General features: G+C 32.8%; 18 protein-coding genes. 15 read left to right on the forward strand and 3 right to left on the reverse strand.

Annotated features, from left to right (window positions below):
* Nucleotides 1-129 precede the first annotated feature (129 nt).
* Nucleotides 130-1,434 carry an ArnT family glycosyltransferase gene (locus NBX25_RS18345; protein ID WP_250254798.1) on the reverse strand — a complete coding sequence of 435 codons (1,305 nt, stop codon included), beginning with the start codon at nucleotides 1,432-1,434 and terminating at the stop codon, nucleotides 130-132.
* Between the two features lie 155 nt (nucleotides 1,435-1,589).
* A complete protein-coding gene (locus tag NBX25_RS18350; RefSeq protein ID WP_250254800.1) occupies nucleotides 1,590-2,822 on the reverse strand; it encodes a BamA/TamA family outer membrane protein in 1,233 nt (410 codons plus the stop codon).
* Between the two features lie 425 nt (nucleotides 2,823-3,247).
* On the opposite strand from NBX25_RS18350, the gene NBX25_RS18355 reads away from it, so the two are divergent.
* Nucleotides 3,248-8,158 carry a PKD domain-containing protein gene (locus NBX25_RS18355; protein ID WP_250254802.1) on the forward strand — a complete coding sequence of 1,637 codons (4,911 nt, stop codon included), beginning with the start codon at nucleotides 3,248-3,250 and terminating at the stop codon, nucleotides 8,156-8,158.
* A gap of 120 nt (nucleotides 8,159-8,278) precedes the next feature.
* Here the strand turns inward: NBX25_RS18355 and NBX25_RS18360 are convergent, their stop codons facing one another.
* Nucleotides 8,279-9,088: a phospholipase D-like domain-containing protein gene (locus tag NBX25_RS18360; RefSeq protein WP_123910816.1), complete on the reverse strand. Its 810-nt coding sequence runs from the start codon at nucleotides 9,086-9,088 to the stop codon at nucleotides 8,279-8,281.
* Nucleotides 9,089-9,479: 391 nt separating this feature from the next.
* On the opposite strand from NBX25_RS18360, the gene NBX25_RS18365 reads away from it, so the two are divergent.
* From NBX25_RS18365 to NBX25_RS18430, 14 genes are all read left to right on the forward strand, one after another.
* Nucleotides 9,480-9,953: a hypothetical protein gene (locus NBX25_RS18365; protein WP_250254803.1), complete on the forward strand. Its 474-nt coding sequence runs from the start codon at nucleotides 9,480-9,482 to the stop codon at nucleotides 9,951-9,953.
* A gap of 204 nt (nucleotides 9,954-10,157) precedes the next feature.
* Nucleotides 10,158-10,856, forward strand: a complete 699-nt coding sequence (locus NBX25_RS18370) for a DUF1826 domain-containing protein (protein WP_123910818.1) — start codon at nucleotides 10,158-10,160, stop codon at nucleotides 10,854-10,856.
* Between the two features lie 141 nt (nucleotides 10,857-10,997).
* Nucleotides 10,998-12,797, forward strand: a complete 1,800-nt coding sequence (locus tag NBX25_RS18375) for a POTRA domain-containing protein (RefSeq protein WP_123910819.1) — start codon at nucleotides 10,998-11,000, stop codon at nucleotides 12,795-12,797.
* A 716-nt stretch (nucleotides 12,798-13,513) separates the two neighbouring features.
* The gene (locus NBX25_RS18380) at nucleotides 13,514-13,720 is read left to right on the forward strand and encodes a hypothetical protein (protein ID WP_250254804.1); all 207 of its coding nucleotides are present in this window, start codon (nucleotides 13,514-13,516) and stop codon (nucleotides 13,718-13,720) included.
* Nucleotides 13,720-14,175 carry a helix-turn-helix domain-containing protein gene (locus NBX25_RS18385; protein WP_250254805.1) on the forward strand — a complete coding sequence of 152 codons (456 nt, stop codon included), beginning with the start codon at nucleotides 13,720-13,722 and terminating at the stop codon, nucleotides 14,173-14,175. The genes NBX25_RS18380 and NBX25_RS18385 overlap by 1 nt, the downstream gene beginning before the upstream one ends.
* A complete protein-coding gene (locus NBX25_RS18390; protein ID WP_250254807.1) occupies nucleotides 14,172-14,510 on the forward strand; it encodes a helix-turn-helix domain-containing protein in 339 nt (112 codons plus the stop codon). Before NBX25_RS18385 ends, NBX25_RS18390 begins: the two co-directional genes overlap by 4 nt.
* A 148-nt stretch (nucleotides 14,511-14,658) precedes the next feature.
* Nucleotides 14,659-15,651 carry a tail fiber domain-containing protein gene (locus tag NBX25_RS18395; protein ID WP_250254809.1) on the forward strand — a complete coding sequence of 331 codons (993 nt, stop codon included), beginning with the start codon at nucleotides 14,659-14,661 and terminating at the stop codon, nucleotides 15,649-15,651.
* A 743-nt stretch (nucleotides 15,652-16,394) separates the two neighbouring features.
* Nucleotides 16,395-17,663 carry a hypothetical protein gene (locus NBX25_RS18400; RefSeq protein ID WP_250254811.1) on the forward strand — a complete coding sequence of 423 codons (1,269 nt, stop codon included), beginning with the start codon at nucleotides 16,395-16,397 and terminating at the stop codon, nucleotides 17,661-17,663.
* A gap of 232 nt (nucleotides 17,664-17,895) precedes the next feature.
* Complete coding sequence (locus tag NBX25_RS18405) at nucleotides 17,896-18,342, forward strand: hypothetical protein (RefSeq protein WP_184555959.1); 447 nt, start codon at nucleotides 17,896-17,898, stop codon at nucleotides 18,340-18,342.
* Nucleotides 18,343-18,345: 3 nt separating this feature from the next.
* Nucleotides 18,346-18,693, forward strand: coding sequence for a hypothetical protein (locus NBX25_RS18410; RefSeq protein WP_250254812.1), 348 nt, complete (start codon nucleotides 18,346-18,348; stop codon nucleotides 18,691-18,693).
* A gap of 311 nt (nucleotides 18,694-19,004) precedes the next feature.
* Nucleotides 19,005-20,597 (forward strand): RNA-directed DNA polymerase, encoded by a 1,593-nt coding sequence (locus NBX25_RS18415; RefSeq protein WP_194304317.1) that lies wholly within the window; start codon nucleotides 19,005-19,007, stop codon nucleotides 20,595-20,597.
* The gene (locus tag NBX25_RS18420; RefSeq protein ID WP_250254814.1) at nucleotides 20,594-21,325 is read left to right on the forward strand and encodes a hypothetical protein; all 732 of its coding nucleotides are present in this window, start codon (nucleotides 20,594-20,596) and stop codon (nucleotides 21,323-21,325) included. The genes NBX25_RS18415 and NBX25_RS18420 overlap by 4 nt, the downstream gene beginning before the upstream one ends.
* Before the next feature lie 10 nt (nucleotides 21,326-21,335).
* Nucleotides 21,336-21,989 carry a hypothetical protein gene (locus NBX25_RS18425; RefSeq protein WP_184555951.1) on the forward strand — a complete coding sequence of 218 codons (654 nt, stop codon included), beginning with the start codon at nucleotides 21,336-21,338 and terminating at the stop codon, nucleotides 21,987-21,989.
* Nucleotides 21,990-22,011: 22 nt separating this feature from the next.
* Nucleotides 22,012-22,953 carry a restriction endonuclease gene (locus NBX25_RS18430; RefSeq protein ID WP_184555948.1) on the forward strand — a complete coding sequence of 314 codons (942 nt, stop codon included), beginning with the start codon at nucleotides 22,012-22,014 and terminating at the stop codon, nucleotides 22,951-22,953.
* Nucleotides 22,954-23,022 lie beyond the last annotated feature (69 nt).

Genomic DNA, 23,022 nt, shown 5'->3' on the forward strand with positions numbered 1-23,022 from the left:
AAGGATTAGTTATTCCTCAGAAATAGGGAAATATTACATTTTCAATTGTGATATGAGTTGTAGTGAATGACTCTTGTGTTTTAATCCTTGGGGTATGGACAAAAATTAATTTTAATTCCAAATGCTGATTTATCTTTTTAGTTCAAAATCTTTGTGGAATAATATTCCATATTGATCAAGCATATGGGTTTTGCTATTTTCTTCCTTTGCATTTCCAGTATCAATATAATAGAGAGGGAACTTTTTGTTAATAATGTCTTCCTGATCTTTCGGGCTAAGGGTTTTAACGATCTTTATATTGCTGTTTTGGTCAAAATTTCCCATCAGTGAAATTTGTTCGGAAAAATTACCTAAGTGGAAGATGGCAGGTTGATTTTCGGAACGTTTTTTAATTTCCTGTATAACCTCTTTACAATAGGCCAATTCCTGATCTTCGTACTCTTCATTAATAAATACGCTACCTGTAAACTGAACTTTCTTTGCGGTTACGTGAATCAAAAATGGGGATAGGAATAATGCAAATAGTACAGGTTTCATTACTTTTTCATTCATTATGTATTGAAGAAGGATAAGGATAAAAGGGACTGATGGAATTAAATAGCCTGGTTCCAATGGGTACTTGATAAAGAATATCAGATTGGAAATAATCATCATAATGCTGAATAGGGCAAAATGATTTTTAGATACATCTTTTAGCCTTTGATAGCCTCCCCTAAACAATTGGATGATTAAGCCTAGAATAATAGCTAGTATTCCTAAAGTTCCATAGATGTATATTGTACCCAGACTTAATATACTTGCAAGATTAACTTCTGAGTCTCCATAACTTTGAAGGAAATTAATGCCATATTTTAAAATAACAGGTGAAAAGAAAATACAGGTAAAAATACCGGTTAAAACGGAGAATTGTAAGATTTTTTTTATATCCTTTTCAAGGTAAATGTATGCAAGAAAAAGAAAGGCCGGAAGAAAAATAATATTGTTGAACCTTGCGCTTATCATAAGTCCCAATAATAAAGCGGAAAGCCAGATCTTTTTATTGAGGAGATGATAAACGCCCGCCAGTAAAAAGAATAAAGACCAATTGTATTCCATTGCTGTTGTACTGTTGAGGTAGATAATGGGTACAAATGGGAATACGATGGTGATAAGAAAGGAAAGTTTGATATTAAGAAAGTTCAAAATCTTAAAAAGATATAGGCAGCAACCGGCTGTAAATAAAACTGACAGTAAATTGATAAGCCAATAAGGATAATGATATACTAATGAATATAAAAATTCCGGTAATGGATATCCGGGAAAACGGGAAACATTATAAATATGATTTTCATAGAGTACTTTTCCCGTATATACTTCTCTCCAGGCATCCAAATCAGTACCTAAACTATTAAAAATAAAAGGTAACCGTGACAGTAATACTATTAAAACTATCATTATTTCCTTACCATATTTTTTCATTTTACCTGTTAATTGTTTTCTGACACAAAATAAGTTCTTTTTTACTTAATAAAAGGATGATCTGAGGCTTATCTATAGATAAAATAAAGTATTTCGCCTTTTCCTGCAATTTATCCTGAGAATATAGTGAGTTAAAAAACTTCTCCAATGTTGGCGAAAAAACCGTGTGAATTATTTTGGCCGAAACCATAATCTATACATAGGTTGGTGTTGCTGTGTTTGTTAAGTTTGATGCGTAATCCCACTCCGTATCCAAAGAGGAGTTTTTTGTATTCATCGGAAAGATCTGCGGAGAAAGACTGAACATTTGCAAAAACGACCCCTCCCAACAAACCGTTTCTGGTAATCCCAAAACGGTATTCATTTTCATAATAATACATGTTTTTTCCACGAAACCTGCTTTGTATGTATCCTCTTCCTGTGTTGTTCTGGTCATCCCAACCTGTACTGGGAAGCATAAGATAGGGTGGTGTTGTTTTACTTGTAGTTAGCCAGGCGAATCCCCAAAATGCGAGAATATTTTTTGAATTAGCCGGGAAGTGAACGTATTTTCTTGCGTCTATCTGAAGCGAAGCCCAATTGGACTGGCTTCCCATGAAGGTAAAGTTAGGACGGTAAGTAATGCTTAAGTATTCACCGTTCTGAGGGTTGATCTGGTTGATTCTATTATCGTATAGAGCTTTTATTGCCAATCCTGATGCTCTCTCGGATGTTTTTAAATCCCGGGTGAGAAGGCGGCTGATTCTTGTTCCCAGTGAATCTGTGACCTTAATACTCCAAAATTGATCATAATAAATTCCTCCGCCCACGTAAAAGTCTTTTAATACATTAAACATAACGGATTGATGCAATTTTATATATTTAAAGTTAACTGTATAAGCGGTGTTTGAGTTTGCTTCAATTGAAATTCTTTTTCCTCCCAGTCCATATACTTCTGAGGGGTAATTAAGGTATTTGAAATCACTGATAAAATTGATTTTGTTATCCTTTGTCCAGATATTAGCATAGAGAGGAAAGATCGTCTGTTTATATTGTGAATAGGTGTAGCTGGTAGAAATATTAGAAATTTTCTGGTCTTTGGATCTTTGCTGGTAGAACCCAATATTACCACTTATAACCCCAGCAAATCCTGTTTGTAGAGTATATCCTGCAGCTGGAATCATAGACCAGTTGAATTTCTTCTCAGCACGAATGGTGTCACCGTTATTTTTTTTATGAAAGACGTTATGAAAAATATCTACAATGTCTTTTTGAGGTCTTTTAGATTCATATAGAGTATCGGATAAAAACCGGGATTGGTTGCTCTGAGCGTGGCAGAAAAAGGAAAAGAGAATAAACAGAGGGGAGGTGAGAATTCTTTTCATGGTTGTGAATTTGTAATAACAATAATACATATAAATTCTTAGGCAAAATAATCTGTAATCAGGGTGTTGTATTAGATAATTCTGTTGCTATTCAAATATGCTGTGATTAATCGTAATAAAGATCATTTTGGGTTTAAAATATTATTAAAAAATAAAAAATAAGATTACCTGTTGTATTTTTGGTTAATTTTTTTCTTTAAAAAGTATATTTTAATAGTATTAAATTCTGTTTTTGTGGTATAAAAAGGTGATAATTTGACTTTTTTGTAAATTATTTTTGGGTGTGTTAATTGAGGTATAGTCAGTAATGATGGTGTTTTATTGATATTAAATGTTTTATAATACAATTTTTTTCACTTATAAATGATTTTGTTGTTAAAATTTTCATTAATTTCCAAATGAAAATTAATACATTTTTATTAACCATGAAAAACATCACTTATCTTAGTAGGCAGCACGTCTTCAGATGGCTCCTGCTATGTTGGCTCCTGGTACCTTGGGGTCTGCAAGCACAATCATCAACTCATGTTACCTGGGACTCTCAGGTCGGATGCCAAGTCCATCGGGGCGAAAAAGGCAATGGCGACAATTCTGTTGCTGCTGCAAGCGTCGAGACTGGTACATGTATCCGTGTCTGTGAGAATTCCAATGTGACTTATACGGTCCACGGATCTAATATTTTAAATGTGCAATGGACTTCTGCGGGAGGAACTGTGCAAAGTGTTTCAGGTGCTTCCAATACACAAGCTGTTATAGCTTGGGGGGCTGCTGGAGGCGGCTTTGTACATGCAGTTATTCAATTTTTTGATGGAACAACTGAGACCCAAAATATTTGCATCGAGAAAATAAACAAGCCGATTCCCAATTTTACGGTCCTTAATATGAAGGATAGAGTTTGTAAGAATACGGAGGTTCATTTTCAAAACCTTTCTCAGGCAAATGGAGGAAGTGATATTGTCAATTACTTTTGGGATTTTGGAGATGGAACAACTTCCACAGCCTTTGAACCTAATCACACATATACTTCAGCAGCAGGGCTTACTGTTAGTCTGACTGTAACCAATAAATGTGGTTGCTCAGAAACTGTTTCTCAAAAACTGGAAATTCTGGAATCACCACCTGTACAGATCAACTGTGCCTCGGTAGTGTGTGAAGGAAGTGTTGAAAAGTACAGTGTACTGAATGGATGTAAGGGAGACTGGAAAGTAATTGGTGGAACACTTTTAAATAATTATGGAAATGAAATCGAAGTTAGATGGGATCAGGTAGATCCGGAGGACGGCTTTGGATACGTAATGTATAAATCAGAGTGTGGATGTCCAGAGTGGACTACGGTTAAAATTCCTGTAATTTTGAAAGCCGCAAAGATTAAAGGGCAAAGTGTAGTATGTACTGGCAGACAATATACATATTCACTTCCACAGTGGCCTACTACCAGTGTTGACTGGGATGTAACAGGTCCTGGACTAGGTGAACTGACTTATAACCAACAAAGAAATGAAATTCTTTTCAAGGCAACAGTACCAGGTACTTATACTTTGACAAGTAAATATTTCAATACTTTAATGTTATGCGGTGGAGAAGCAGCAAAAAAAATTGTTGTAGAACAGCCGGTAACCATATCAGGTGGAACACCTGAAATTTGTGTAGGCACATCTCAAACATTTACAGCTAGTCCTAATGTTCCTGTTATTTGGAATGTAACTTTAGATGGTGGGGTAGTGTATACTTCGCCACAACCAATCAGTGTACCTTTTAGTTATAATTTTGCAACACCGGGTACTTATATTGTAACAGCAGTTAAAGCAGGTGGAGGCTGTGAAAGCCAGGGAATACTTGTTAATGTAGTAGCACCACCAAAACCTCCGAAAGGACCAATTGTTGGGGATGATGTGGTATGTACGGGAAGACCTTATGTTTATTCAATTGGTTTAACTCCAGCAAATGTGATTCCGGTATGGACTGTAACAAATGGTACAATTATCGGGAGTAATGCAGGAAATTCTATCTCAGTTGTATTTGATACCGGGTTCCCTACATTCTCAGTGTCTGTTCGTTATAGAACACTAGGTCAGGCTGGTTGTCTTTCCAGTGCGATTACAAAAAACATAAAAGCAGTAGATCTTAATAAGGTTTCTATTGTTCAGAATATGGGACCTTTCTGCCCAAGCAGCACGCAGAACTTCAGTGCGGTTTTAGGAAATATTGTTCCGGATTCTATGGAATGGAGTTTTGATCAACCTAATTTCGGAAGTTTTTCATCTGGACAGGGAACGGCTAATATTGTGGTAAATATTAACGAAGTTTCAGGCGGGGTATATGATACTAATCTGAATTTAAAAATTGTAAAATGTGGTCAGGTGAAGATTATTTCTATGCCGATAAAAAAGATGGCTCTTCCAGTGATAAACTTTACCAATGTTGGAAAAATTTGTCCAGGTTCAGATCTTAATTTCACTATTAATCAAGGGGGAATTACTACAGCAACAAGTGTAACGTTTACTTTTGCTAATGGCAGTCATACAGAAAACTTTAATCAGTTCGGAACTTATAGTTTTCCGAATAACGGATATATTCAGAATAATACCGGAGGTAATGTTTCGCAAGTCGTTACAGTAACTATTAACGGGGCTAATTCATGTTCATACAAACCAACGGCAAGTGCTAATTTTATTATCCTTCCGGAAACAATTATTACGGTTTCACCAGTATATAATCTTCAGGTTTGTGATAGTCAGCCTTTAGCACCTTATACTCTTACCGCTAACAGTTCAACAGGGCTTACCAATATTTTAGAGTGGCAATGGTTCAGAGATGGTTTACCATTGAATGGATTTACTACAAATTCATATACATTGTCAGGAGTTGGCCTTGCAGGAACTTATCAGGTAAGAGCTAAAGATATCAATGGATGTTATGTGTACTCACAAGAGATTAAAGTAACCAATGCTTGTCCTACAGGCAATAACTGTACAACACCACCTACGGTTTATTTTGCCGCAGAATGGACTGATTGTAATAAGATTACTGTGAATTCTTTCAGCGTAAATAATACGCCGGATCAGATTGAGTGGGTGTCTAATAATATCCTTACTATAATTAACGGGCAAGGGACAACTTCACCTGAGTTCCAAACCAATCTTGCTGGAGCACACATTGTGAGTGTTCGTTTAAGATATGGTACATGCTGGTATTCAACAAGCATTGAGGTTCGAAAACATTATGAACCTAAATTTGAGATTTCTCAGACTTGTAATGGTAACGGATATAATGTAACTCTTTACAATACCTCTACGATATTCGATATAAACCCGAATGCTATTGTGTATAAATTTAGTTCACCAGGACTTCCTACACAGACAGGACAGACAGCAACTTATAATAATCTGCCACCAGGAACATACACCTTTACAATGTCAATGTTTGCGCCATCGTATCTTTATCCTCCTTGTACGATTACAAAAACAATTACTTTGGCACCGACTCCTAGTACGGATTTCTTACTTCCGGCTATTGCATGTAAAGGAGAAGCGATTAATCTTTCGCCTGTGTCATATACTTCTGGAAATACTTACACATGGTATTTTGATGGAACAGCTTTTATTACTTCACAGCCAGGTTCGGTGGTTACATTTAATACTACCGGAACAAAAACTGTAAAGCTGGAAGTTAGGACTCCACAGGGATGTGTTTATACCTCTGCTACCGTTAATATTATGGTAAAAGATGCTAATTTTACTGGAAATATTCTTCCATTAAGTGCTGTTGCATGTGAAGGAAGTGCTCCGGTAGTGTCCTTTTCGCCGATAGGTACAGCACCGTCAGGTTATATTTGGATGAATGGCTCTCAGCAAGTACCTGGAGCTCCTAATTCAATGAGCTTTGTTCCTACGCAATCAGGAAGCTATTGGCCAATATTAATATCACCGGAAGGATGTAGATCTAATATCATGAGCGAAAAAGCGGTGCCTATTACGATCAAAAAACCTCCGTATGTTAGTATTTCAGGACAAACAAATATTTGTTCAGGAAGTTCAGCAATACTTAATGGTATTGTGACAGCTAATAACTTAGAGTACAGATGGAAGAAAAATGGTGCTCCAATTGGTACACTATGGTCTAATACCTTCCCAATTGTTTTCAATACAGGAGCGTTGTCTGCAGGTACTTATACCTTTACGTTAGAAGTACGTAGCCCTGGAACAACAGATTGTACTTCATCCAAAGACTTTATCGTAACTGTAAGCAATCCGCCAGCACAGCCAACAATAACGTATACTCAAATAGAATGTACGCCATATAAGGTGAAATTAACAGCATCTGGACCGGCAAATGGAGAGTATAACTGGAGCAATGGAATGACAGGACAAAGCATTGTTGTAGGAGAAGGAGGCGTGTATAAAGTGATATATACAGCTCCGACTGGATGTAAAACAGATAATGAAATAGCTGTACCATTAAGCATTGAAAGCCTTATGTGGGTGTTCCCTACAGGTTGTTATGATTACTGTAGAGATAAACAACGTTATGTACTGGGACCAAAAGGTACTTTCGATTATCATCAATGGGAACTATTTGGAACATCGCTTCAAAATGGAACCAATGATATCATTTATCCGTTCTATTATGTAAGCAGTGCAGGAACTTATAGACTGAAAATTGAACAGAACATGCCATCAGGGCAAAAATGTGAATTCTATTCAGGACCATTGAACTATTATCCAGGCAAAGACTGTGGAGTAGAGACACAATGTGACGTTGACGTTAAGATCGAAGCCTTCAAATGGGATGGAGATCATTATAATGTTCATGGAATGATATACAATAACGGTGGAATGCCGATCATGCTTAACATTTCAAGTCTTAATGGATATGGAACTTATTTACCATCTATGATTACCATTCCGGCAGGAGGTACTTATGATATGAATAGCAATCCATTGATGTTCTATCCAAATGCAAACTTCCCTGGTGGAACTGATGCAATCCTATTCATGGGTCAGGAAGACTGTAAATTTGTTGCTGAGCCACAGATTATAGGTAAACCTAGTATTGCCAATGCAGGAAAACCAAGTCTTACGACAGCGTCTTCTCTGAAATTGATGCCAAATCCAGCAAAGGATATCGTGAAGGTTTCATATAATACCGGTAATGAGAAATTGCCGGCAACACAGATCAAAGTTTTTGATACTATGGGGAATGTTAAATTCCATAAAGAACTGAAGTCATCTTCAGGAGAAGTGAATGTAGATGTCTCCAACTGGTTGCAGAGTACGTATATCGTTATTGTGCAGGCAGGAGAAAAATCATTGCAAGGCAAATTGATTAAAAATTAATCCATACTTCATTTTAATAAGCAGTGTTCTCGGAAGAGAACACTGTTTTTTTATAATTAAAGGAGAACTTTTGTCTCCATAATGATAATGGCCGTTTTTAATTTTTACAGACAAGATCAATTAATATGTTTCTTCACTATATACCTGTTTTCCAAGGTAGAAAAGTTCATGTTTCTTGAGATTCACATTATCCTCAAAAATATCATGAACAAAGCGCACCAATTCGTTTACCTTTTCCCTTTGGGTAATTCTTATTCGGGATTCAAAATTAGAAGTAAAGCCACTCTTAGTGTAGTTTAATGATCCGAGATAGGCTACTTTTCTGTCGATTATATAAATTTTTGAGTGCAGGAATTTGTTGTCATAACGATTGTTTCGGACATACTTAAAATTTAATTTCTCGGAGTAATGGTAAGTGTAGATCTCCATTTTTCCTATTTCGGTTTTCTTTTCCCAGCATCTGAAGAATCCGTATAGAGAGGCAACAGCAACTATAAGAGCAATGAAATTATTGGAATTGGTAAGGTCATCAACAAGATGTATTCCGAAGTAAATGAGCGAAAAGATTCCCAGACAGAAAAGTCCAATAGAGGATAAAAAGAAAAGGCTCTTCAGACTTTCCCTTTTCTCTTTTTTCTTTACATCTGTCACCCGGTTCTGATGGATAAGTTTTCGTAATATATTTCCATATTGCTCAGGTCGGAGATCACTGAATGCCAGTCTCACGTTGATATTTCTGTTCTTCAGCATAAGAAGATCATCCAATTTTACTTCATCAATATAAGGGGAAACGATAAGGACTTCTGCTTTTGCATTCAGGATATCTTTATTCAATTGATTGCCTGCGTTTTGCCCGACAAATACTTCAACGCCTTCACTGTTTTCAGTATCAATTTTAAAATAATATTTTTTGTTTTCCTTATAATACACGTTTGTTGTTCTTAAATGGTATTGAAATTATATGTTTTCGGATGTCTCTGTTTTTTAACAAGATCAGATCCAAAAACGCAGACTAAGCCTGATATTGTACTTTAGGCGCCAAATTTACGTTTCTTTTTATTGTTTGCTTTACGGGAAAGCATAAAAAACTGATATCTTTTTAGCATCAGGCCTTAAGCACTCTGACATTATCTGATACTGCCTTAGGACCCTTAAGTATATCATACTTAATAAATACTTTAAATAAGAAACTAAACGGATTACATAAAAACTGGAATAAGGTAAATAATTTATTTTTTTGAAAGAATTTATAGGTGTTGCTTTGTCAAAAAAAAACATGAAACAATTTTTATTTTACGGATTAACGATAACTATATTTTTTATGACAACAGGAAATTTAAAGGCACAGAACAAAACATTTGAAAACGATGCAAAAACCATTGATGCTATCATGAAAGCAAGTTATGAGGTGGTATCAGGTGAAAAAGGAGCGAAAAGACAATGGGAAAGAGATCACTATTTGCATCATCCCAAAGCGGTATATTCTTATTTTGACAAGGTAAAGCAAGAGCAGGTAACTTTGACATTACAAGAGTTTCATCAGGCAACGGATGATATGGTTTTTAGCACTGCATTTTATGAGAACGAAATTAACAGAGAAGTCAGAATTTTTGGTAATATCGCCCAGGTTTGGAGTACTTACGAGACAAGACTGGAAAAAAATGGTAAAGTGGCAAGAAGAGGAATCAACAGTATTCAACTCATTTTTGAAAATAACCGATGGTATATCATTGCTTGGATATTCAGTGGGGAAACCGACCAGAATTTAATCCCGAAAACATTCGATAGAAATTAGAAAAAAGGAAGGTTGTCTCAAAAGTCAGGCTAATTGATTTTTAAGACAGCCTTTTTTCATGATGAAAATTGAAAGATGACGTTTGATTTTGAGTATATTATTTCCTAAATCATAGTCTAAAAAGGAAACTTAATCTTAGTGTTATCTTCCAGCCTATTTCTTATTTTTGCAGAGCATACGCGACTAAACTGTTTATTTCAACATATGAACAATACATTCTCTGACAATCATCAAATAGGAGTTGTTTCTACATTTTCTGAACTTATAAATACTCATTTTCAGGGAGAGATTAATGCGATGTGCTGGTACAGGAATTTAGACGGTGATTTTAAAGAAATTGTATCTAAGCTTTCTTTGAAAGAGAATATTACCGAAATTTCTGCGGGAGATCTTTTAGCATTGGAGTTATCGGAGAAAGGAAATACCGCCAGAGAAATAATCCTGAATGATTTACAGTTATTAACGGATTTCGGAGCATTGCCTTCCCTTAATCTGCTTAAAAATTACGAACGGGACGAGGAGTTCGATTTTATTTCAACGGATGTTTATTCGTATCACGTGGATCGTTCACCTATTGGAACAGATACTTTTTTATGTACCTATCATGGTGCGGCGAGTGATATTTTGCCCAATGAACAGGCGCTACAAAAAATACAGGTTCCTGAAATCCGGAAAAAACTCAAGGAATTACATGATGGGCCGGAAGAAGAATTTGACGGTTTTTTGAAGGACTGTTTCTTCGATCTGCATTATCAGGCTCAGCCTAATGCACAACCTACAAACCTTGGAATAGGACATCTCTGGCGACTGGCGGTAGATCATCCTGCACAGAAAGTGTTACCTTGTGTGCATAGGGCTCCTGTTGAAAATGAAGGTGAATATCGTCTGCTTTTGATCTGTTAAATCACTTTGATTAGGTAATGCTGTTTTATTGTAGTTGGGATTTCTCATTCAAAAGTAGTACCTTTAAAATAAATTATCCTTTATTTACGGTCTGTTGGCTTGTAAATTGATACTACAAACTGTATTGAATTTTGATGACTAATGACTAGATCAATTGTAACTTTAATTTTCTTTTTAAGTGGTTTTTTATTGTTAAGTGCCCAGGAAAAGAAAGATTCACTTTATTACAAAATAGAAGAATTTTCGGATAAAAGAAAAGTCACTAAATTCCTTCATCGTTTCATATTTCGTAGGGAAGCAGATTCTACTTCCGTGAAGTCCAGAACTGAAAAACTTCCACAGGAAGCCTATAATAAAAAATATATCCGAAACATCAGGATCGAAACCATTGACCCTTTTGGATATGATTCTAAAGATCAGAAAGAAAAATTGAAATGGTACGATTGGTTTACAGACCACCTTCATTCCACAACAAGAACTTCTACTGTTAATAATTATTTGCTTTTTAAAGAAGGGGAAGAGTATAATGCCCAGAAACTCTACGAATCTGAACGTTTGTTGAGAACAATGCCTTTTATAAACAGAGTGAATATCAGTGTTGCCGACGATACTTCCAACAAAGATTCTATTGATGTGGTGGTAAAAGTTCTTGATTCCTGGAGCTTAAAGCCAAGAATCAGTTACTCAGGAAGTAAGATTGGCCTTGGAGTTACTGAAGAAAATGTATTGGGACTAGGCCACACCTTTGATTTCCTTTACAGAAATGACTCTAAAGAAAAGCAGGATTATGTTTTAGGAAGTTATACCACCTACAATCTTTTTGGATCTTACATTAGTGCTCAAATCCTCGGAGAACGGGATTTTTTGAGAAATGAAAGAATCAATTTTAATGTCAGAAGAGATTTTTTCTCCCCTTTAACAAAATGGGCGGGTGGTTTTACTTTTGAATATTTTATGCGGAATGTTTTACTTCCCTTAGAAACGGATACTGCATTTCCCGAAGTTCAGATCAAAGTATACAGCCAGGATTTGTGGGGTGGGTATCAGATCCCGGTGTCATCAGATCCCAGTGAAAAAGTTAGCAGTAATATTGCTGTTATAGGAAGATTCCAAAACTATCAGTATAAAGACAGTCCTGGAATCGATCAGTATAAATATTTTAGTTCCTACAACAGTTTTTTGATGTCTGTGGGGCTTATTAACAGGCGGTTTTCTGTGCAGAAGAATATTTTTCAGTATGATTTACCGGAGGATATCGCTTATGGGAACTCTGTGAACATTATTGCAGGTGGTTTATCCAGAAATAAAGAAGTAAATCCTTATGCAGGAGTTTCTGCATCTTACGGCAGCTTTACAAAGTTGGGATATTTTACCTTGAAAGCACAGTTTGGAAGATTTTTTAATGAAGACAGCCAAAACAGAGAGTCTTTCCGTATAGATGGAACGTATTTTACGAATCTTATGGACTGGAAGTTTGCGAAAGTAAGACACTTCTTTTCTCCAACTTTAGCTTTGGGGAATCCACAACATAATTATTCTTATAAAGATAGAATCAATCTCACTTCGCCAGATGAATTTCCTGTTTATAATGCTGATTACATTGGAACTAAAAAAATGGTCTTAAGGTATCAGCTTCAGATGTTTGTTAATAAAACCTGGAAAAACTTCCATTTCAGCCCTTATTTAACGATGGCAGTAGGATGGCTGGGTATGCCCAATGAAAAGCTTTTCAATACCCGTACAAATACTAAAATAGGAGTGGGAGTTTTGATTAATAATCCGTTTTTGGTGTTCAACAGGATTCAGGTTTCTTTTACCTATTATCCTCGTGTTCCATTTGATAATAACTCTGTTTTTGATTTTAACAGCAACCGAAACAATCTTCTCCCAATGAACAGTTTTGCTACGGAGGTGCCTCATTTTGTGAATTTTGGGAATTGATGAGAAGGATGAATATGTATTTTTCTAATATTGAATGAGCTGTCTCTAACGGGGTTTCATAAAGATTTTATTGTTTTCATAACTCCTTAATTCAGGCTTATCTCTGTAGTAAAAAGGTTTTGTTTATTTAGAGGCTAGATTCGTCTGTAAAAGCAAAAAAATAATGAGAAAATTTTACAAACCTTGCTTTTGAAATGCTCGGGGACACATTGGCTTTAATAGAACCGAATGATCACTTAAATAAGTTACCTTTATATATATGGTATGGGATTTCAGATTTCTTTGTATGCGGATGATAAAAAAGATGCACAAATATTCCATTCTTAATCTAAATAAAGCAAAATTATCCGGTAAAAAAATAGATTGAGAATCACTCATATTGCAAAAGGTGATGTTGTGCCATGATACATTTGAATTTTTCGACTAAAAAAAATTGCAGTCTATACCCATTCTTCCATCCGAACTATTGAAAATAGAAAATATCGAATTCGTAAAAAATTCAACTTAGATTCTTCAATTGATTTAAATACATTTTTAATATATATCTATTAGAGTTATCTAATAGGTTATACTTTGTTTTGTTTTTATTTATTTGATAATCAAGCTTTTGTATTAGTGTTTTAATTAAAGAGTAGAAATAGAGTAGGCTGATTTTAGGTGCTATTTTCGCTTGAGGATATATTTGTTACATAAATTTTAATCAAAATATATCTACAATGAAACGAATGATTGTCCTTTTGATTGGGTTGTATTTCTCCGGTTTGACCTTTGATCAAGTGGGAGGGAATACGGTACAACTTGATCGCTCAGCTAATTTAGATGACAGAAGTATCTTTTCTGCGATACGAGGAACTTCTAAATGGCAATACATCAGTGAAAACTCCGAAAAATACAGTTATTTCATATTCAAAACATTTTCATAATGCTATATAAACAAATACATATTGGCGAATGCATAGAGGAGAAAGTAAAACAGGAGAATATTGAGATGGATCGCCTTATGCGTTTCCTTGATGTCTCAGAAGAAGAAATATTAAAAATGTACAAAGAACCAGAAATTACCACCCATATGCTGCTGAAATGGTCAAAAGTTCTTGAATATGATTTCTTCAGAATTTATTCTCAACATTTAATTCTCTATGCGCCACCTAAATGCCGTGATTCTGAACATAAAATAAAGCATTCATCTTTGCTTCCCGTATTCAGGAAAAATATATATACTAAAGAGATTATAGAATTTATGATTGAAATGGTCAATGAGGGTAAAAAAACAAGAGCTCAGATAATAGAAGAGTATAAAATCCCTAAAACAACACTTTATAAATGGTTTGAAAAATATAATAAACAAGCACTAATTAATACCAGAACAAAAGGATGAAAATTTTGATTGACAGGACTGTTAAAAATGAAAAGAGTAGACCCAACTTTAAAAGGATCTATGAAGATCTCATTCATTTTAAATATCCGGATAAAAGAAAAGAGCTTTGTGAAATATTAGACAAAGAAAAGCTTACAGACTACGACTTGATACGGTTGAATATCAGTTTGTTTGGTGATCAGCAACATAATCAGAAACTAAAAGCCTATGATAAAGAAACTATTATCAGGATGTTAGATTATCAGAAAAAAAACAGATTGAATAATACTCAATTGGCGACTCATTTTAACCTCAGTAGAAATACGGTTACTAAATGGAAAAGAAGATTTATATAAAATTTATATAAAATAATGATATATTTAAATGCACCAGCTAAATCACAATATCTCAAAAAGTGAGTCTGGAATTTAATAGACAATGGTACTTTAAGTATATCAATATCTTTTTGATTAATAAGAAATCTAAATTACAAAACATAAAACTATGAAACCAAAAATTATTTTCAAAAATTATTTTTATCTGATTTTGCTTACAAGTGCTCAATTGTACAGCCAGGTTGGGATTAACACAAACACACCAGAAGCAACATTAGATATATTAAGTAAAGGGAATACAGCTTCAACCAAAGCTGTCAGAATCAACAACTCAAACAATACCGAGATGATAACGGTGACAGATGCAGGAAGAGTAGATATTGGAAAAGTAAATCCGGCAGGCTCCCTTCAACTGGCCACAACCGACGTTATGGGAATTATCAGTGAAAGATCATCTAATAGCACAACCGGCGCTCATTCCTACTTAATATTGAGGCGAAATAATTCTACGAATCCTTCTGTTAATGGAGCAGTAGTATCAGCGCAAGCTTTAGGTGCGGTTCTTTTTTCCGGAAATTCAGGAGATGGCTATAATGAAACAGGAGCTTTCATTAACATGTATCCTATGATCATAGCCTACGCAACACAAAATTTTTCTGCCACAGCACAGGGAGCTGAGCTTAGATTCCTTACCACGACTAATGGAACGACAACAAATGCGGTGAGAATGACAATTGCTAATGATGGGAAAGTGGGAATAGGAAGAGTGCCTGCTACAAACATTTTGGAAATAGCGGGAGAAGCATCTAAGAATACTGCAGGCTCATGGGTTGCCAACTCTGATGTACGTCTTAAAAAGGATGTTCAACAAATTTCCAGTAATGAAGCTTTAGATAAACTATTAAAATTGAAAGGGGTATATTATTATTGGAACGATAATAATACGGGAATTAGTCGTCCGAAAGAAAAGCAAATGGGATTTATAGCTCAAAATATACAAGAGATTTTTCCAGATAAAGTAACCACAGATTCTAATGGTTATCTTCAAACAGCTTATGGAGACTATGATGCCATACTTGTGGAAGCTGTAAGAGCATTACATCAAAAAAATCAAAATCTTGAGAGTAGAATCACTGAACTAGAAAAAAGATTAAAAAAATAAAAAATACTTAAAATTAAATTTCGCTTGCTATTTTGTTATGTGAATCGGCAAAAATCTAACTATTATCTAAAGAGTATTTTAGCTTCTCCATGCTGGCGCGAGCGTCCCGCTCGTTGCTCATTATATAGTAAAGCGTAAACAAAAAAAAGCGAGTAAATAACTCGCTTTAATTTTATAATAAACTTTTATGTTCTAAATTAATTCTAAGAGAAAAATAACGATAAAGTTACTGATGAGACTGCTTCTTCTTTCGACTCGCAATGACAATTATTTCCCGATACAAAAATAGTTATTGCTGATTATCAGAATATTAAAATAAATAGTAGCAATATAGAATCAATTAGAATGTTTTTTCTATAAAAACTGATAAAGTCTATAAAATGTTATAGGGCATTCCATCAAGGCAAAAGTACCATTTTAAACATATAGAATAATAAGGGGTTAAGATTTTTTTTAACCCGAAAATCTTTATATAGTGATGATTTCCTTTATTCTTCAAATAGAAATTACAAATTTTTTGAATGTATTACCCTTGTTATTACAGATATAAAGTGTAAAAAATCTCTGTAATCCAATCATGGTGGCTCAACTTTTACTTTTAAAACCTGATGCATGGGGGTATAGTAGAAAAGCGACCTTTGGGGGGGCACAAATGTATAGATAGGTTATATATAGATATAGATGTTAGCTGTGAAATTTTGAAATGAAAATTTATAACAATATTTTTGTGTATAAATATTAAAATGCTGAAATACTGTGTAGAATTTGTATTGACTGGAAGAAGATTTGAATTTGAAGTGCGATGTTCAAAAAAAGAATATTTAGATGAGTTTTTACATGATTTATTCTCTATTTTTTCTACTTATGATGAAGAAAAGGATATTCATGTAATTAATGGTATTACTCAAAACAATATTGAATTTCGAGAAGCATTATTAAGCTTCGTCAATAAATATGTAATTGATTTCCCCGAATTAAACGCATTACAAGCACAACTAAATTCCTTGTCCGAAGGCGAGATTTTTATATTTATACCTTCAAATAAATATAGCTTTAAAGATAGAACTATAATGGGATTCTATTTAAAGTCTCAAAACAAGGGACAAGATTTTGAGAAGTTAAAAAATGATTTTGAAGTAAATTTTAAAAATATTATTGATAACTACGAAGTTTTAACGTTTGGAGAGTACAGAAGAAATATAGGCAATAAAAACAGGTCGCAAAGGATATGTAGATTTTGCAAAAAAAAATCACCGGATGTAACTTTCAAGAGTAAGGCACATGCAATTTCTGAAGCAATAGGAAATAAAACATTAATACTTTTTGATGAATGTGACTCATGCAATAAGAGATTTAGCGAATGTATTGAAGGTGATATTATTGAATATCTATCTCTCTATAGGGCGTTTTTCAGTATTAAAGGGAAAGATGGTTTAAAAAGATATAAAGGAAAGAACTTTACTCTATTGAATGATGATGGATTGAAATTAACGTTTGATAGTTTAGATGATAGACCTAAAAACCCTAAAGAAAACTATGAAGTAAAACTACAATCTCAAAATCCAATTTCTTTGCAAAATATTTATAAAACATTATGTAAATATTTCTTGTCTGTTATTGATGACAAAGAATTAGGATATTTTGAAAATACAATTGAATGGATAAATGGCAATGTAGAAATTGAAAAACTGCCCCAAATAATAGAAATAACGACTTATGAACATTTTGGCTTACAACCTCAACTAATCACATATATAAGGAATAACGATAATGAAAATATACCTTACGCAGTTTGTGAGCTTCAATTTACTTGCTTAAAAAAGATTTTTATCATCCCTTTTTCTGATAAAGATAAGGTTGATTTTTCTCAATCTGAGAATTATGAAAAATTCAAAAAAACCTTTAATCATTATGAAAAACAGTATAATTGTGCCTATAATGATTTCTCAAATAATAAAAAGCGTGAATTTAATCTTACATTAAATTTTGAAGTAAATAAAAATGACTCTTAATACTAGGCACAAAATTTGTAGTTTTGCGCAAAGACATTAACGAAATTTAATAAGTGTAGACTTATTTGCTTTGTATAGGAAAATTTGGCGATTTAAAAATACAACACGAAAGCAAAAGTCAGACACCACACGACTGTGTGGGCGTTCTGCTTTTGTGTTTGTGGGTTACGCCAAATACCTCCTATACGAAGTGTGAATTGCTCACACTTTTTTATTTCCTAAAACTTAAAGTATGAATATTTTTAAACTGAGAGAAGAGGTAATAAATTTGGCTAACATTGGAGAAATCCTTTATACTTTGCCCAAATCTGACAAAGATTATAAGAATAACATTTTTATTAGTAATAATAAGATTGAAAGCGTACGATATAGCAACTTCATTGCTAAATCTATCTTAAACTTACATCACGGAATATTTTCACAAAATACTTTTGAGCTTCTCAATACTTATGCAATTCAAGATGTGGAATTACAAAATACAACTTGCAGAAGCGCAATAATTGAAAATATGTTTTTTACCATATATGGAAGTAAACCAGATTTTAATAGAATAGTAAATCAACCTATATACTCTCAAAATCTAAATAAGATGTTTTCTCCATTTTATTTTGTAGAAGCATTTGATTTGATGTTTGATCCAGACGAATACAGAAGAAAAGTTATTAACAAAATATTTTAATTTATGAAAAAAATCATTTTTACATTGGCATTGATAGTACCAACTCTTTATTTTGCACAAGACTCTCAAAAAGACAAGAAGTGTGATCTACCCTCAACTTACCAAGAACCAGCACCGGATAAGAAAATACAATCTTTTTTGAAGAAGGTAGATGCAACTATTTCTGATCTTAGAAAACACATTGCGATAGATAATGACTGCAACGAAAGTGATGTTGTTTTCTTGCGTATATTAGAACAAAAAGGAAATGGAATTTATGATGTGTGCGTTAAGGGCAAATCCCAGAAATACAAAAGGATGGGTTCGGTGTTTATGAAAAATACTGAAAACCCCTTTGATGTAGCAAAATGATATTGCAGTTTCAAGGGAGTTGTATACCAACATTTGAATTTAAGCAATACAACATTTGGGATGATGTATCATTTATTTTTATACTATTTGCATACCTCATTCTGTATATTGGTTGTGCTTATTATCTCATGCGAGGTTTAAAATTCATTATTAATGAGTTAAAAAATACTTTCAAGAAAGAAAAATTCTAATACTTTAAAACCTGTTTACAACAGGTTTTTTCAGTTTCATATAAATACCGTGAAAATACCTAGTAAAACAATAGAATTTTTATTTAAATTGGAAAACTTTATACAAAAAAATAATCCTGAATGAGAAAAAATTTTAAAAAAGCATTATTAAATATTGTTAAACACGGGGATACAGATATATTTCCTTTTCCTTTTGAAAGATATCTCTTTGAAGATAAATTAGAAGAGTGCTTAGATATACTAGAGGATTATCACAAAAATTTTGAACAATCTTTATCGCTTTCTCCTCCCATAAATCTTGAAACACTTAGCCAAGTAGGATATTATGGATTTCGGCAAGCAACATTAATAGAACCTTTTTGGAACGCATATTATTTAGGAATCGTAATATCCTTGGCTGAAAAAATTGAAAATAAAAGAATTAAAGAGGTAGAAAAAAATGTCTTTTCTTATAGGTATGAATGGAACGCAAAAAAGAACTCATTATTTAAAGATGCCAATTGGATAGATTATAAAAAGCAATGTGTAGAATACTCCAAACAGTTCGATTATGTTTTACAAACTGATATTTCTAATTTTTACCCAAGAATCAATCATCATAAACTTGAAAATGCTTTAAAAAAAATTGATACCACAGATATTCCTAAAAGAATATTGAGATTATTAAGTATTTTTTCTGGCACTATATCATACGGATTACCTGTTGGCGGACCCGCATCAAGAATTTTAGCTGAATTAGCTTTAAATAATACAGATCTTAATTTGAAATCGAAAGGTATTGTTTTTTGTAGATATGTTGATGATTATACAATCTTTTGTAACAGTGAATCTGAAGCATATAAATCTTTGATTCTATTGTCTGAAAAATTATCAAATGCTCAACTTAGCCTTCAAAAGGATAAAACAAAGATTATGTCTTCAGAAGAATTTAGAGAAATTCACTATTTTTTAGATCCAATATCTGATGAAATAGATAATCCTGAAGAAGAGCAAAAACTTTTAAACATATCTATTAGATTTGATCCTTACTCGGCTACAGCTGATGAGGATTATGAAACAATTAAACAGTCAATCCGTCAAATAGATATTATTGGAATACTATCTAGAGAAGTAAACAAGACTAGAATTGATCAAACTGTTACCAAGCAAGCGATAAATTCAATAAAAGCCTTGACAGAAGAAAACCAAGTAAATGCAGTGAAAATTTTATTAGACAGTAATAACCTACTAAACCTATCTCCTGTTTTTACAACTATAATCAGAGCAGTTAGAAGTGTCTATGATGACTTAGTTGATGCTGGAAAAGATTTTGTTGATAGTGCATTATTAGAACTATTTGCTGAGGAAAATTATTTAACTAAAATTGAAATAAATTTAAATTATATTGTTCAAATACTATCGTTAAGACATTCTCCGGCTAAAGAAACTATTTTTATTAACCTCTTTGAAACAGAAACTAATCACTTATTAAAAAGACAAATAATTGTAGCAATGACAAATTGGGATTGTGATTTTTGGCTTGGAGATGTAAAAAGTCAATTCACTACGCTTACAATGTGGGAAAGAAGATCAATTATTTATTCATCTTATTATTTAGGAGATGAAGGCAAACATTGGAGAGACCATAATAAGAATTTATTTAGTAAAGAAGAGGTACTGATGAGAGATTGGTTTGCAGATAGAAAACAATTAACAAAACCTGTTTTAGTATGATAAATGAAAGAGATATTGCAGAAAAATTTTCCCCGATTTGGAAACAAAGTTTTCCATTTTTGACTCCTAATTTCATAAGAATGGTAAATGGTACTCAGCTTACTGAAGTAAATAGAATACCTATCCCTTCACTTCAAAAAGCTCGTTATGATATTGTTTCTGAGCTCGCATTTACCTTATCCGAACGAGTAATTACATCGGATCAAAAACTTAAAACTATTTTATCAGATAATAAAGCTATGTTAAATACTACAAAGGAAGTTGCAAGTAAAATCTGGAAAAATGGAAATTATAAAGATGAAGATCTTATTTTAAGCAAAGTTGAAATTAATGAAATTGAAAAAATTTCAAATAACACTTTAGAATTCATATATAAACAAAATTCCAAAAAAATAACTTTTAGACCAACATTAAGAGGATATGGATTTATTCCCAACTTGGAAGCTGATTTATTAATAGATAATACTATTGTTGAGATTAAAACAGTCAATAGAAATTTTAAGAATAGTGACCTAAAGCAGTTATTAATATATTTTGCTTTAAAACAAATGTCTGATAAAGCAAATTGGGAATGTGGACAACTTTACAATCCAAGGAGTGGGTTAGCTTTTGAATTTGAACTTAAAGAACTTATTTCTAAAATATCCGGTGGAAAGTCACCAAGCGAAGCATTTGAAAGCCTTTTAAATAGACTGGTAAGAGAGGTGCAAATAGATAGTAATTTTTAAAAATTTTAATATGGAAATACAAAAAACTATTAATAATGTAGATTATCAATTCAGCATATCATTTAATAATACAAATGATAATCAGTACATCATAGGAAATATTGACGTGACTAGAAATACTGATAGCTTTAGATTATTAGAAAATAACTCTGAAATTTTGAGAAGTATTTTACATAAAGCATTGCAAGAAAGTTTTCAAAAAAAATTTTATCTAAAAAATTCTAATATTGATACAGGATCAGAGTTCTCTGGAGTTTTTCAAAATATATATTCGCAGAATGAAAATATAATCGAAATACCTGTAAGATTAGAAACTGCTAACGCTATAGTCAATGTTAAGCTACAAGTATTAGAAGATTTTAGTGAGTGTACAAAATTAGAAAGTTCACCATTCAACTTTGGGAGAGTTTTTCGTACAAATACACCAGAAGCATTTGAGTTTTTTGAAAAAATAGTCATTAAAGGTGATATTGATGAGGATCAAAGATTACCAATTATAACTTATCCATTTGAAAATGGAGAGAAAACTATAGAAACAGCTATCAATATATTTATTAATGAAATGCTTGATAATAGTAATTCATACAATATTTATGAAACCTTTTGGTGTAATCAGTTTGAACAACAAGTAAAATACATAGTAATGCCTAGACGTGAAGAATAAATTTAAATAAACAGAAGTTATTATGAAAGATGGTAAAAATTTAGAAAAATTAATAAGAATTGTTGAAGAAGTCTATAAAACGAATACTCAAACAAAAATTTTCAGTAATTATAAAATTCCAAATGAAAGTGGCAACAAAAGAGAAATAGATATTTTAATTGAATCAACAATAAATAACTTTGACATTAAGATTGCGATTGAATGCAAAGAATATAGCAATAAAGTTTCTGTTGAAAAAATTGAAGCATTTAATTCTAAGTGTCTAAGGATACCTTCTATTAATAAAAAAATCTTTGTATCTCAAGTTGGATTTCAAAAGGATGCAATTGATGCGGCTAAATCTTTTGGAATTAGTCTCTATACTTTTGATGATATCAGTAAGAATGCTAATAGTATATTATTTCCTATATCAAGAATAAACCCTGTTTTTCATGGTTTTGGAATTGAGGAAATTTATTGTGATGAGAATCCAAAATTGTCACAAATTAAAATAAATAATATTCAAGAGTTACAATTAATTTCAATTTCAGGAGAAAAACTTGTTTTATATGATCTACTTGAAGAAGCCGTCATACCAAACTGGAAATATATTGGCTGGCAAGCATTTAATAATTGGTTGAAAAATAATACAATTGAGCATCAAATTCAATTTGCAGTTAATTTTGAGGGAATATTTTTTGAATTTGAAAATGAAAAAATTACCGTTAACCAATTAGTTTGTCATGCAAAAATTAAATATGAATTTATAAGTGCTGAAACAGAAACAAAAGAATACAAAAACTTTTCAAGTGGTGAAATTAAAGCTCAAACAATCTCGTTTAATGATGGTCAGTATAGTGGAAGCATTGTTATTGATGTTGCTAATAAAGCACATTTCTTTGATACAACAAATGACAAAATAAAAGAATTAACACTACTTGCAAAGTATGACAAAAATACTGAAACTTTTGAAACTTTTGAATGATAAAACAGGCTCAAAAACAAGCCTGTTTTTAATATAGCTAATATCCTTACGGCTATTATACAATGCCCG

Source organism: Chryseobacterium sp. Marseille-Q3244, assembly GCF_940807095.1.
Taxonomy (GTDB): Bacteria; Bacteroidota; Bacteroidia; order Flavobacteriales; family Weeksellaceae; genus Chryseobacterium.